Annotated in this window: 13 protein-coding genes; 12 read left to right on the top strand and 1 reads right to left on the bottom strand. The window is 54.4% G+C overall.

Annotated features, from left to right (window positions below):
- Positions 1-158 precede the first annotated feature (158 nt).
- On the top strand, positions 159-1,727 hold the full coding sequence (dnaA, locus tag RT613_RS05155) for a chromosomal replication initiator protein DnaA (protein WP_409558766.1): 1,569 nt from the start codon (positions 159-161) through the stop codon (positions 1,725-1,727).
- Positions 1,728-1,791: 64 nt separating this feature from the next.
- Here dnaA and RT613_RS05150 read toward each other — a convergent pair whose 3' ends face one another.
- Positions 1,792-2,148, bottom strand: coding sequence for a pilus assembly protein N-terminal domain-containing protein (locus RT613_RS05150; RefSeq protein WP_409558769.1), 357 nt, complete (start codon positions 2,146-2,148; stop codon positions 1,792-1,794).
- Between the two features lie 466 nt (positions 2,149-2,614).
- Between RT613_RS05150 and RT613_RS05145 the strand changes: the two genes are divergently transcribed.
- From RT613_RS05145 to RT613_RS05095, 11 genes are all read left to right on the top strand, one after another.
- Positions 2,615-2,797, top strand: a complete 183-nt coding sequence (locus RT613_RS05145) for a Flp family type IVb pilin (protein ID WP_313613503.1) — start codon at positions 2,615-2,617, stop codon at positions 2,795-2,797.
- 117 nt (positions 2,798-2,914) lie between these two features.
- Complete coding sequence (locus RT613_RS05140) at positions 2,915-3,427, top strand: prepilin peptidase (RefSeq protein ID WP_313613501.1); 513 nt, start codon at positions 2,915-2,917, stop codon at positions 3,425-3,427.
- Positions 3,428-3,568: 141 nt separating this feature from the next.
- Entirely contained in the window at positions 3,569-4,381 is an 813-nt protein-coding gene (cpaB, locus tag RT613_RS05135; RefSeq protein WP_313613499.1) for a Flp pilus assembly protein CpaB, read from the top strand.
- Complete coding sequence (locus tag RT613_RS05130) at positions 4,378-5,973, top strand: type II and III secretion system protein family protein (protein ID WP_313613498.1); 1,596 nt, start codon at positions 4,378-4,380, stop codon at positions 5,971-5,973. Before cpaB ends, RT613_RS05130 begins: the two co-directional genes overlap by 4 nt.
- 56 nt (positions 5,974-6,029) lie before the next feature.
- The gene (locus tag RT613_RS05125; RefSeq protein WP_409558768.1) at positions 6,030-6,722 is read left to right on the top strand and encodes a CpaD family pilus assembly protein; all 693 of its coding nucleotides are present in this window, start codon (positions 6,030-6,032) and stop codon (positions 6,720-6,722) included.
- A 35-nt stretch (positions 6,723-6,757) separates the two neighbouring features.
- Positions 6,758-8,047: a CpaE family protein gene (locus tag RT613_RS05120; protein ID WP_313613494.1), complete on the top strand. Its 1,290-nt coding sequence runs from the start codon at positions 6,758-6,760 to the stop codon at positions 8,045-8,047.
- A 46-nt stretch (positions 8,048-8,093) separates the two neighbouring features.
- A complete protein-coding gene (locus tag RT613_RS05115) occupies positions 8,094-9,578 on the top strand; it encodes a CpaF family protein (RefSeq protein WP_313613492.1) in 1,485 nt (494 codons plus the stop codon).
- Positions 9,579-9,592: 14 nt separating this feature from the next.
- On the top strand, positions 9,593-10,606 hold the full coding sequence (locus tag RT613_RS05110; RefSeq protein WP_313613491.1) for a type II secretion system F family protein: 1,014 nt from the start codon (positions 9,593-9,595) through the stop codon (positions 10,604-10,606).
- A 12-nt stretch (positions 10,607-10,618) separates the two neighbouring features.
- Entirely contained in the window at positions 10,619-11,602 is a 984-nt protein-coding gene (locus RT613_RS05105) for a type II secretion system F family protein (protein WP_313613490.1), read from the top strand.
- 220 nt (positions 11,603-11,822) lie between these two features.
- Entirely contained in the window at positions 11,823-12,578 is a 756-nt protein-coding gene (locus RT613_RS05100; protein WP_409558765.1) for a FadR/GntR family transcriptional regulator, read from the top strand.
- A complete protein-coding gene (locus RT613_RS05095) occupies positions 12,575-13,741 on the top strand; it encodes a PLP-dependent transferase (RefSeq protein WP_313613486.1) in 1,167 nt (388 codons plus the stop codon). Before RT613_RS05100 ends, RT613_RS05095 begins: the two co-directional genes overlap by 4 nt.
- Positions 13,742-13,748 lie beyond the last annotated feature (7 nt).

Here is a 13,748-nt window from a genome sequence, read left to right as displayed (position 1 = left end):
CTCTCCATGATGAAGAGGGAATGGGACAACCGGCTCGCATGCAATAACGAACTTTGAGCAATTCTTAACGAGGGGGGTCGCTCAGAGCAATAACGAGAAGGTTTTCCCTGGCGGGGTATTTTCGTCAGGCTATGATTGGCAATTTGAAAGGCGGCAATATGCAAATGAATTTGGTGATGGGTGCGGCGGTGAACGGGGACCGCGCATCGCAGGCATGTGATGACGTTTGCTCGGAACCGGCAGGGGACAAATCGAAGATGACTCAAGATGCACTGTTTGAACGTTTCAGTGCACGCTTGAAGGCGCAGGTTGGTCCTGAGGTTTACGCAAGCTGGTTTGCCCGGCTGAAACTTCATTCGGTTTCCAAGAGTGTCGTCCGTTTCACGGTTCCAACGACGTTTTTGAAGTCTTGGATCAACAACCGTTATATCGATCTGATCACCAGCCTTGTGCAGAGTGAAGATCCAGAGGTTCTGAAGGTCGAAATACTCGTCCGTTCGGCAACCCGTACGAATGTCCGTGTTCCGCAGGCCGCTGAGCGTGCCGAGCCGGCAACGGAAACCATGGCGCCAGTGGCAGCGCGCAACAAGACTGCGACAGCGCAGCCGGTTGGCATGTCAGTGCCAGTGGCGGTAAGCCCGGCCCAACCGGCTCGCCAGACGTCCGCAGGACCACTGTTCGGCTCACCGCTTGATAGCCGCTTCACCTTCGACACCTTTGTTGAGGGTTCTTCGAACCGTGTTGCGCTGGCGGCAGCCAAGACGATCGCCGAGGCTGGTGCAGGCGCGGTGCGTTTCAACCCGCTCTTTATTCATGCGGGCGTTGGTCTCGGCAAAACCCATCTTCTGCAGGCGATTGCCAATGCGGCAATCGACAGCCCGCGCAATTCTCGTGTGGTCTATCTGACCGCCGAATATTTCATGTGGCGTTTCGCAACTGCAATTCGCGACAATGATGCACTGACCCTCAAGGACACACTGCGCAACATCGACCTTCTGGTTATCGATGACATGCAGTTCCTGCAGGGCAAGATGATTCAGCACGAGTTCTGCCATCTCTTGAACATGCTGCTGGATAGCGCAAAGCAGGTTGTTGTGGCCGCTGACCGTGCGCCATGGGAGCTGGAATCGCTTGATCCACGCGTTCGTTCGCGTCTTCAGGGCGGCATGGCCGTCGAAATCGAAGGCCCGGATTACGACATGCGTTACGAGATGCTGAACCGCCGTCTCGGCACAGCCCGACAGGATGATCCGGCTCTGGAAATTCCCGAAGAGATCCTGACCCATGTTGCGCGCAGCGTAACGGCAAGTGGTCGCGAACTCGAAGGTGCATTCAACCAGCTGATTTTCCGTCGCTCGTTCGAACCCTTGTTGTCAGTAGAGCGTGTCGACGAACTTCTTTCGCATCTGGTGGGTGCTGGAGAAGCAAAGCGGGTTCGCATCGAAGATATCCAGCGCATTGTGGCCCGCCATTATAATGTGTCACGGCAGGAACTGGTTTCGAACCGTCGTACCCGGGTTATCGTCAAGCCACGCCAGGTCGCCATGTACCTGTCGAAAATGTTGACACCACGTTCATTCCCGGAAATTGGTCGTCGTTTCGGTGGTCGCGATCACACCACGGTTCTGCATGCCGTGCGCAAGATCGAGGAACTGATTGGCGCAGATACCAAGCTCGGCCACGAGGTTGAACTTCTCAAGCGTCTGATCAACGAGAATAACGCCTGATCTTTTCAGTCTGTCGTTTATGAAAAGCGGTCTTCGGGCCGCTTTTCTCATATCTGCATAGGCGTCAGGGGCTCGCGCTTTGCGAATGTTCCTCGCAATTTGGTGTGCAGGACAAAACCGTACGCTCTGTCTGCTTGAACACCCGCACCGTATTGCCTTCATCGATCGACACCAGAATGCGCTCGTCGACAATGGCATTGCCATCGGCATCGAGAAGCACCAGATTGGTCGTGCCATAACTGCGGCCAGTCAGCACAATTGTATGCGCATCCGATACCGTCGCATCAGCCACCTTGGCATTTCCAACAATGACCTTGCTGACCGGGCGATCCAACCGCAGAACCCTTGCATGGTTCATGGAAACCCGCAGCATGTCATCGTCAGACGTGGCAACACCTGCCAGCGGCAACAGGATTACCATGGCAGCAATTGTCAATTTTGCCAGCGAACGGAGTGCCATTGCCATCAAATGCCTTTTTTACGCCGCAACAATTATTCCATTTGACGCAGATAATGCTCATCTTTGGTTAATGAAGCGTTAAGCGAGTAACCGCTTTAACCATTTCAATATGGGTCACATTAATCAGTGCTGTCTGCATTTTGGACCTGTGCGTCTCATTCTGGTGCGGCGTGGAATCCTGAAATGAAGCATCTCCAAGATTGATGCTTTGCCAGAATACTTATGAAATTGTGTAATTTTTAGAATAGCTCCGGTTTTTCAAGGTATTGGGTAAGTTGTTTACCATCCTGAATATCCAGGATCATTTACGTTTTGTTAAGGCCTTTTCTTAAGGGGATGGCAATTGCTTCTGTGTAGGTTCAGCGCAACCGAACAACGGAAACAGTTGTCGGTGTGCTGAACAACAACGTAGACCAGGAGAGTTTCCATGACCAAGATTTTCGCACGTTTCGTCAAGGACGAGTCCGGTGCAACTGCTATTGAATATGGCCTGATTGCAGCGCTGATTTCCGTGGCGCTCATCACTGGTGCAACCGCACTCGGTAACCAGCTGAACACGCAGTTCAACAACCTATCCACATACCTGACAGTTGGCGCTAAGGCTCCATAATTCAACATTATGTGTTGAAAGACGCTGCCCCGTTCATTCGGGGCAGTGCTGTTTTTTCTGACCGGTTCAGATCAGTGCCCAGGTTTGTTGTCGACCACATGAAGGGGGAAAACGATCATGATTATCGCTGCGATTTTTTTGATTTTGCCTCTGTGTCTCACACTTGCGGCTTTCACTGATCTTTTCACCATGACCATACCCAACCGGGTTTCCGTCATTCTGCTCGGTGCCTTCCTCGTGGTTGCGCCGTTCACCGGCATGGCATGGTCTGCCATTGGCATGAGCCTTCTGGCAGCATTTGCTGTTTTCTCCGTGTGTTTTTGCCTGTTTGCCATGAATGTCATGGGGGGCGGAGACGCCAAACTCCTGACTGCGGCGGCCATATGGTTTGGTTTTGACCAATCTCTTTTCCTGTTTTTGACGGCCGTCGGTTATGCTGGTGGTATTTTGACGCTGCTGATCCTTTTAATGCGGTCGCAGGCCGTTGCTCTGTTGTCGACCGGTTTGCCCATTCCGAACTCGCTTCTGACGGCAAAAAAGGTACCCTACGGCATCGCGATTGGTGTTGCCGGTCTGCTGACCTATGCTGAAGCACCAATCGTCAAGGCTGCAATCGCCAGTCTTTCGTGAGGTAGCCGGTAGTAAAAACAACGTTTACGGCGACATTTGCTGGAAATGTCTTGTTAACCACAAATGTAAGTGGTGCGTTAACCATAATTATACGAATTGCAGGTCATCCTAGAAGGCGAATTTAAAGCCTCAGGATCGGTCATGAAACCTGCACGTATCATCATTCTGTCCGTCGCAGTCGTTGCTGCCGGTCTTGCTGGAATGATTGCTATGAACCTTGCCTCAACTCCGCAGGTTGTGGAGAAGGCGGAAGCAATTGTCCAGAAAGAGCCCACGGTTAACGTGCTTGTTTCTGCCGCCAATCTGCCGGTTGGCAGCCGCCTTAACCCCGATTCTGTTCGTTGGGTTGCCTGGCCGCAAGGCAGTGTTACCCAGGGATATGTCACGCAGGATGCTCGCCCGGATGCCATGACTGAACTGACGGGCTCGATCGTGCGTCTGCCAATGTTTGAGGGCGAGCCCGTACGGCCGGAAAAGGTCGTTGATTCCAACACGAGCATCATGTCCGCTCTGCTTCCTTCCGGAAAACGTGCTGTTGCGACCGAAATTTCGGTTGCAACGGGTGCTGGCGGCTTTGTTCTGCCCAATGACCGTGTGGACGTGATCATGGTCCGCAAGGGTGACGCAGGCTCCTTCCAGACCGAAAACGTGCTCAACAATGTCAGGGTCCTGGCGATCGACCAGCAAATTCGCGAGGGCGAAGACGGCGTTGCCTCGGTTGTTGGTGCAACAGCGACCCTTGAACTGACACCGGATCAGGCTCGCATCATCACCGTTGCCCAGCAAATGGCCGACAGGCTGACCCTGTCATTGCGTTCGGTATCTGACGCGCGTGAAAGCGATACCGTTTCAGCTGATTATCTGTTGAGCGGCAGCAGTGGCCAACCTGAAATTCAGGTCATCAAATCAGGCTCGATCGTCAAAAACGGGCAAGAACAGGGTGCATCACAATGAGCGGGAGAGGAAACGTGAAAAACATCAAACGGACATTCCGTTCCTCCGTCGCAGCAAGCCTGGCATTCTGCCTGGCTTTTTCCGGCATTCCGGGCAACGTCACACCTTACGGCTTTCATCTGTCTGAAGCGCAGGCCGCATCTCAAAGCATTATTCGTATCACGGATAGTGGCCAAGGCACCCGTAAACGCCTCAAACTGGGTCTCAACAAGGCTCTGGTTGTCGACTTGCCGCAGGATGCACATGACATTCTCGTCGCGGATCCGAGCATGGCAGATGCCGTGACCCGCACCTCACGTCGCATCTATCTGTTTGGCAAATCGGTTGGTCAAACCAACATCTTCATTTTCGGTGCCCATGGCGAAGAAATCGTAAGCCTCGATCTAGAGGTCGAACGTGACATCAATGGCCTTGAGGCCAATCTGCGCCGGTTCATTGCCGAGTCTGACATCAAGGTCGAGATCGTATCGGACAACATCGTCCTCAGCGGAACGGTCAGAACACCGCAGGATTCCGCACGTGCCGTCCAGTTGGCCGAGGCCTTCCTTAAGGGTGGTGAGGCGACTACCCGCAATTTGACCCTGACCGGTGGCGACAATGGCGGTGATGCTGCCATCTTTGCTGAAGACCGTCAGACATCGCAAATCGTCAATATGCTGACGATTGAAGGTGAGGATCAGGTCACACTGAAGGTGACGGTTGCTGAGGTCAGCAGGCAGGTACTCAAGCAGCTTGGCTTCAACGGTTCGATTGGCAGCACCTCCAGTGGTGATGGTTTCTCTTTTGCAAATCCTGCCAATCTGGGATCGGCCGTAAATCCATTGTCGGGAGTTATCACTGGTGCAATCGGCTCCGGGTCGATGCGTTTTGCATCCTACATCAATGCCATGGAACAGGCCGGTGTTATGCGTACGCTTGCCGAACCAAGCCTGACCGCTATCTCTGGCGAGCAAGCCAAATTTTATGTCGGTGGCGAATTCCGTATGCAGGGCACGCAGGAAATCTCGACAGAGGAAAACCCTGTGACGGGCGGTGAACGTTCAGTTCTGACCCGCCAGACCAACACGGTCGATTATGGTATCGAACTGAATTTCCGCCCTGTTGTCCTGTCTCCTGGCCGTATCAGCCTGAAGATCGAGACCAATGTTTCCGAACCGAGTTATGAAGGTAATGCGGTAACCGGCAATACATCGAGTGGTACTCCGGGCGCAACTTACATGTCCATCCGCAAGCGTGAGGCATCCACGACAGTTGAATTGCCATCTGGCGGCTCCATCGTCATTGCCGGTCTTGTGCAGGACAATATTCGCCAGGCGATGTCCGGTCTGCCAGGTATTTCAAAGGTGCCTGTCTTTGGAACGCTGTTCCGTAGCAAGGACTTCATCCGCAACGAAACGGAACTGGTCATCATTGCCACGCCTTATCTGGTGCGTCCTGTGGCTCGCAACCAGCTGGCCCGTCCAGACGACAACTTCAATCCTGAAAATGATGCCGCCATGTATTTCATGAATCGCGTCAACAAGGTCTATGGCCGCAAGGAAAAGGCGCCAGCAGCGCCATACCAGGGCACGGTCGGGTTTATCTACAAATGACAATGGAGCTTCAGATGAAACCGTATGCCGCCGCTCCCGGCACGAGGGGGACCATCATGATGGCGACACAGACAACAGTTTACGCCTCGCCGCTTCGCCGGGTGTCCTTTGCGCTTGCCGTTACGGCATTGGCCGGGCTGCTGCAGGCTTGCGGTACCCGCGATGGGATGAACACCGGTGCCATTCCGGATGATTATCGCACACGCCACCCCATCACGCTCAATGAAGCAGAGCATACGATTGATATTCCGGTTGCCTCCGGTGACGGCCGTTTGACAACGCCTGCCGCCGACAACATCAAAGGCTTCGTGTCCAGTTACAAGGGAACGTCGACCGGTATCGTTCAGATACAGATGCCATCAGGGTCGCCAAACTCTGCCGCTGCATCGCGCGTCGCTAAGCAAATCCGCACGATCCTGACTGGCTCGGGCGTGCCAGCTGGGAAAATCGTCGAAACGGTGTATGCTGCCAGCCCGCAGGGTGATGCAGCCCCAATTCGTCTCAGCTATGTTGCGGTAACGGCCATGACTGGCCAGTGTGGCGAATGGCCGGAAGACCTGACCAACAATACCTCGAAGAACCGCAACTGGCACAATTTTGGCTGCGCAACGCAGAACAATCTTGCGGCCCAGATCGCCAACCCGATGGATCTGGTCGCACCGCGCGGAATGACACCAATCGATGCCGAACGCCGGTCTGTTGTCATTGATGGGTATCGCAACGGAGATAATACCGCGTCCGCCGACTGATGCGGGCTGGTACTCTTTTTCCTGACAGGTGAAACATGAACGCGATAGAATACGAAATCAAAGGCAAAGGCGCTGACGAAGCTGACCTCGACGATGCGCACAAGCCCGTCGATTTGGAAGGTTTGCGGCCATTACCGCGGATTTCCATTCATAGCTTCTGCGAAAGCGAAGCCATGCAGCGCGTCATGGAGCGTTTGGGCGGTGATCGGCGCATGGGCAAGGTAAGCCTGCGTATCACCAACGGTGATATTGCGGCAGCTGCCGGCATGTTCTCATCGTCGCCAACGCCAAACCTCATCATTCTGGAAACCACCTGCGAGCCGTCGAGACTGATGGATGAGTTGGCCCCGCTTGCCGAAGTGTGCGACCCATCCACCCGGGTTATCATCGTCGGACATTTCAACGATATTTCCCTCTACCGCGATCTGATCCGTAACGGCATTTCCGAATATCTGGTTGCGCCGGTGAAAATGCCTGACGTCCTGTCAGCCATTTCCGCCATTTTCGTTGACCCGGAAGCTGAGCCTTTGGGCCGAAATATCGCCTTCATCGGTGCCAAGGGTGGGGTTGGTTCATCTACCATTGCGCATAACTGTGCATTTGGAATTTCCAGCCTGTTTTCGACCGAAACCATTCTGGCCGATTTTGATCTTCCCTTCGGAACAGCCAATATCGATTTCGATCAGGACCCGGCACAGGGCATTGCCGAGGCGGTGTTTTCGCCAGAGCGTCTGGACGAAATGTTCCTTGATCGCCTGTTGACCAAATGCTCCGAGCATCTGTCGCTTCTGGCGGCTCCATCGATGCTGGACCGTGCCTATGACTTTGATCGTGTGGCATTCCAACCGGTGATGGAATTGCTGCAGCGGACGGCCCCTGTCGCGGTGCTCGATATTCCGCATGGCTGGTGCGAGTGGACACGCAACGTGCTGGCGGAAGCGGATGAAGTGGTCATCACCGCTGTTCCTGATCTTGCCAACCTGCGCAACACCAAGAACATGCTCGATTCCTTGAAGAAAATGCGCCCGAACGACAAGCCGCCGCACCTGGTCCTCAATCAGGTTGGCATGGCGAAACGCCCGGAGATCGCACCTGCAGATTTCTTCGAACCGCTTGAAACGGCGCCGATCGCCATCATTCCGTTTGATGTTCAGCTTTTTGGCAATGCCGCCAATAGCGGCCGGATGATCAGTGAAATCGATGCGAAATCACCAATCGCGGAAACTTTCTCACAAATATCCCACCTGGTAACCGGGCGCGCGACTGCCAAAAAGGCAAAGAAGCCGGGTCTGGGTAAAATTATGGAAATGCTGAAGCGGAAGTAATTTGCCGCATGAAGCAACCGTAAGATTGGGCAACTGGAAGACTGGCATGTTTGGAAAACGCGGGAACGAAGGCAGTGGCAAAGTTGGAGGCGTCGGTCTGGTTAGCCCGTCTGCACCGACCCTTGCGCCTGTCATGCCGAAACCGGAAAAGATCGAGACGATAGAACCGGTCGTTTCTCGCCAGCAGGTTTCTCCGCCTCCGCTGCAGTCCAATGCGCCAGCACCCCAGCGCAAAAAAATGGCCCGCACCGAAGAGTATTATAAAACCAAGGGCCAGGTGTTTTCCGCGCTGATCGACACCATCGATTTGTCGCAGCTTTCCAAGCTGGACAATGAAAGCGCACGCGACGAAATTCGCGATATCGTCAACGATATCATCACCATCAAGAATTTCGCCATGTCGATTTCCGAGCAGGAAGAATTGCTCGATGATATCTGCAATGACGTTCTTGGTTACGGCCCGCTGGAACCACTTCTGGCGCGCGACGATATCGCCGATATCATGGTCAATGGGTCCGGCCAGACCTTTATCGAAGTGGATGGCAAAACCATAGAATCGGAAGTGCGCTTCCGTGACAATTCGCAGCTTCTGTCGATTTGCCAGCGCATCGTCAGCCAGGTTGGCCGTCGCGTTGATGAAGCAAGCCCGATCTGCGACGCCCGTCTGCCGGATGGTTCGCGTGTCAACGTTATCGCACCACCGCTAGCCATTGATGGTCCTGCGCTGACAATCCGTAAGTTCAAGAAAGACAAGCTGACGCTTGATCAGCTTGTCAGGTTTGGGGCAATCACGCCGGAAGGCGCCGCCGTTCTGCAAATCATTGGCCGCGTGCGCTGTAACGTGGTGATTTCAGGTGGTACCGGTTCCGGTAAGACGACACTGCTGAACTGCCTGACCAGTTATATCGACAAGAACGAGCGTGTGATCACCTGCGAAGATACCGCAGAACTGCAATTGCAGCAGCCTCACGTGGTGCGCCTTGAAACGCGTCCGCCAAATATTGAAGGCGAGGGAGAGATCACCATGCGTGATCTGGTCAAGAACTGCCTTCGTATGCGCCCGGAACGCATCATCGTTGGTGAAGTGCGCGGATCGGAGGTTTTTGACCTGCTGCAGGCCATGAACACCGGTCACGATGGTTCAATGGGCACCATCCACTCCAACTCGCCGCGTGAATGCCTCAGCCGTATGGAATCGATGATCGCCATGGGCGGTTTCAGCCTGCCGGCCAAAACTGTCCGCGAAATTATCGCTGGTTCTGTGGATGTGGTTATTCAGGCGACCCGTCTTCGTGATGGTTCACGCCGCATCACACACATTACCGAGGTGGTCGGCATGGAAGGTGACGTGATCATCACCCAGGATCTCGTGCGGTACGAAATTGAAGGTGAAGATGCACAAGGCCGCCTGATTGGTCGCCATGTGTCGACCGGTATCGGCAAACCACATTTTTGGGATCGCGCCCGGTATTACAACGAGGAGCGCCGTTTGGCGGCTGCACTCGATGAGATGGAAAAGAAATCGCAATAGGATTGAAGCGATAGATGGCTGCCAATGGATTGACGATATTTATGCTTGTTGCGCTGGTCGGCATTTCTGCCGCCGCGCTGGCGTATGCGTTTCTGTTTCAGCGCATTGAGGTTGAAAACAAGACGGCAAGCCGTGTCAATCGTGTCAAATCTGCCGAGACGGATCGCGTTAAGATCAAGGCGGCCCGTGACAGGGTTCAGGAACTGAGCAAACGGCGAAAATCCGTTCAGGACAATCTGAAAGACCTGGAAAAAAGGCAGCAGGAAAAGAACAAAAAGAACCGCGATATCAGCCTCAAAGGCAAGATCACGCAGGCTGGATTGTCGATCACGGTCAGCAAGTTTTACGTCATCAGTGCGGTGGTCGGCCTGGTCATTTTCCTGCTGGCTTTGTTGTCGGGCCTGCCGCTTCTCGTTGTTCTTGCCGCGTCCTTTGTGGGCGGATTTGGTTTGCCGCGTTGGATCCTTGGCTTTCTGGTGGGGCGTCGCAAACGCCAGTTTCTGAACGAGTTTCCCAATTCACTCGACGTCATGTGCCGGTCGATCAAATCAGGTTTGCCGCTGAACGACGCGGTGCGGCTGATTGCAGCCGACGGTCAAGAGCCGGTCAAAACCGAATTCCAGCGCATTCTGGATTCCCAGCAACTGGGTTTGAGCATTCCCGAAGCAGCCACACGCATGACACTGACCATGCCGCTTTCGGAAGTAAATTTCTTTGCGACCGTCATTACCATTCAGGCGCAGGCAGGTGGCAATCTGTCGGAAGCGCTTGCCAATCTTTCCAAGGTCTTGCGTGAACGCAAGAAGATGAAGGCGAAGGTCAGTGCTCTTTCCATGGAAGCAAAGGCCTCTGCCGTCATCATCGGCGCCTTGCCCTTTATTGTGGCGTTTCTGGTTTACATGACCTCGCCTGATTACATCATGCACCTGTTTAACGACCCGAGAGGACATATTATCCTCGGTGTGTCAGGGGTGTGGATGTCGATTGGCATTCTGGTGATGCGCAACATGATCAATTTCGATATTTGAGGGCGGCGGCGCATGTCTGAGCAACTCGCAAAAAGCCTGACCAATCCGACCATGATCATGGCGCTGCTGGTGGCATTGGCCGTTTTTGCAACACTCTACACGCTTGTCTTGCCCTATTTCGAAAAGGGTGACCTGAACAAACGCATGAAGGCTGTCTCCACGGAACGCGATCAGATCCGCAGCCGTGAACGTGAGCGCATGCAAGCAGAGCTCAGCAACAAGGGTTCACTGCGAACCTCCAACAACAAATCGGCCCGCAAGATCGTGGAGAGGTTCAACCTGCGTGAAGCGCTGGTCGATGAAAACACCATGAACAAGCTGCGCGCTGCAGGTTATCGTTCGCAGAACGCCCTGAACACATTTCTTGCTGCACGCTTCATTCTGCCATTCGTGTTTTTGATTTTGGCAATAGTCTGGGTTTTCGGCCTTGGAAATCTTGCCGAAAAAGCGATGCCAGTTCGTATTCTGGTGGTGCTTGTTGTTGCCTATATCGGCTTTTACAGCCCCAATATTTACATCTCCAACCAGATGAAAAAGCGCCAATTGTCGATCAAGCGCGCCTGGCCGGACGCGCTCGACCTGATGCTGATCTGTGTTGAGTCAGGCATATCAATGGAAGCGGCAATGCGCCGCGTCGCCGATGAAATGGGTGACCAGTCTCCGGAGTTGGCGGAAGAAATGGTGCTGACGACAGCAGAACTGTCATTCCTTCAGGACCGCCGCACCGCGCTCGAAAACCTCGGCATCCGCACCCAGCTCGACATCGTCAAAAGCGTGACGCAGGCTCTTATCCAGGCTGAACGTTATGGTACGCCATTGGCGCAGGCACTTCGTGTTCTGGCGCAGGAAGGCCGTGACGAGCGCATGAATGAGGCTGAAAAGAAGGCGGCGGCTCTGCCTCCTAAGTTGACCGTTCCGATGATCCTGTTTTTCCTGCCCGTTCTGATCGCGGTTATTCTCGGACCGGCTGGCATTCAGGTCGCAGACCGCTTCTGATTGGTTTCTTCTGCTATAAAGCCTTCACACATTCGTTTGGCTGCTCAGCATAGGAAATTTCATAGCGCGCTATTTAATTTCGCCATTGTAATTGTTGATGTTTTCCGCGGAGTGGCACGCCAGAACTCCGCACGTCAGCTTGTTTTTCAGAATTTGAAAAAACAGAACAAACTGATCCAACCTCGACCTTGACAGATCGTTAATGCGGCATAATGCTAAGATGTCAGACCAATTAATAGGTCGTCGGGGAAAAAACGTGAAGGTTAAACAGGAGAGGCCGTCAATCGCGCCACTGCCACCAATTGATCGTGTGGCACAGGTGACCAGCGCATTGTCGGATTACATCGACAGAGCCAGCCTCAAGACGGGTGACCGTTTGCCTGCCGAGCGCGAGTTGATGGCAGCGCTTGCTGTTGGTCGCTCGACCATCCGCGAAGTGATCCGGCATTTCCAGGCGCTGGGCGTCATGGAAACCCGTAAAGGCAGCGGAACCTATCTGCTGAAGCCTGTCACCACAGCGACAATTCACATGCCATTGTCCCTCGAAACGGTGAACCTGCGCGACATTCTGCTCCAAACGCTGGAAGTGCGGCGCGGCATCGAAGTGGAAGCCAGCATGGTGGCTGCGCGCCGCCGCACCGCCACCGATGTCGTGACCATTGAGCAGAAACTCGACGAAATGGAGCGGGCACATCTCGAAAGGGGCACTTCCGGTCGTCAGGACCTCGAGTTTCATCTGGCCATTTATGACGCCACGCATAATCCGCTGTTCCGCCAGTTGCTGGAGCAGATGCGAGAGGCTTTTGAGCAGTTCTGGGATCAGCCCTTTGATCGACCGGATTTTGCGCGCCGCTCGTTCCCATTCCATCGCACGCTATTTAACGCGATTGCCGCGCAGGACACTGAAGCGGCACGCCGTGAAACACTGAAAATCCTCGATATTGTCGAGGAAGATATCAAGGAAATGTCCAAATGAATGATGTGACCGGCACGTTCGATCTTGCGTCACAGATCGTCGCCCACGATGAAGAAAATGCCTACGAGGCCGTTGTCCCGCCAATCGTGCAGACCTCGCTGTTCACTTTCTCCAGCTATGACGAGATGGTCTCGACCTATCGCGGCGAAAAGTCCCGTCCGGTCTATACCCGTGGTTTGAACCCGACGGTCCGCGCCTTCGAGGAAATGCTTGCCAAGCTGGAAGGCGCAGAAGATGCCATCGGGTTTGCCAGCGGCATGTCAGCGATTTCGTCGACCGTCCTGTCATTCGTCGAGCCGGGCGATCGGATCGTTGCCGTGCGTCACGTTTACCCGGATGCCTTCCGCCTGTTTGGAACACTTCTCAAGCGCATGCGGGTTGAGGTGACCTATGTGGATGGTCGCGACGAAGAAGCCGTTGCCAAGGCGCTTCCCGGCGCCAAGCTGTTCTACATGGAAAGCCCGACCAGCTGGGTCATGGAGGCGCATGATGTTGGCGCATTGGCCGCAATCGCCCGCAAACACGGCATCATCAGCGTCATCGATAACAGCTGGGCCAGCCCGATCTTCCAGCAACCTTTGAAGCTGGGCGTTGATATTGTCCTGCATTCGGCCTCCAAATATCTCGGTGGCCACAGTGATGTTGTCGCCGGTGTGGTTGCCGGTTCGAAGGAGCTGATCAGCCGCATTCGCGGGGAGGCCTATCCATATCTTGGCGGCAAGCTTTCGCCGTTCGATGCATGGCTGCTGATCCGTGGCATGCGCACATTGCCGATCCGCATGAAGGCGCATGAGCAATCGGCACTGACGATTGCCCGCAAACTTCAGGACCTTGATGTCGTGGAAACCGTCTGCCATCCGGCTTTGGCCAATCGCCTGCCGACCGGTCTGAACGGCACATCGGGCCTGTTTTCATTCATTTTCCGGGAAGGCGTGAATGTGCGCGCTTTTGCGGATCAGCTTAAATTTTTCAAGCTCGGCGTCAGCTGGGGCGGTCATGAAAGTCTGATCGTTCCCGGCGAGGTGGTGCTTGAACAAAAAGCGCAGCCCAATTCAGCCCAGACCTTCGGCATCAGCGCCCGTTCGGTGCGGCTGCATGTCGGTCTTGAGGGGACAGATGCGCTTTGGGGAGATCTGGAAGCGGCCATCGCTGCTGCGACCTGATGGAGTA

The organism is Agrobacterium sp. (assembly GCF_032092815.1).
GTDB lineage: Bacteria > Pseudomonadota > Alphaproteobacteria > Rhizobiales > Rhizobiaceae > Agrobacterium.
Note: the sequence above shows the minus strand (reverse complement) of the source record. Positions and strands in the feature narration are given on the sequence as shown.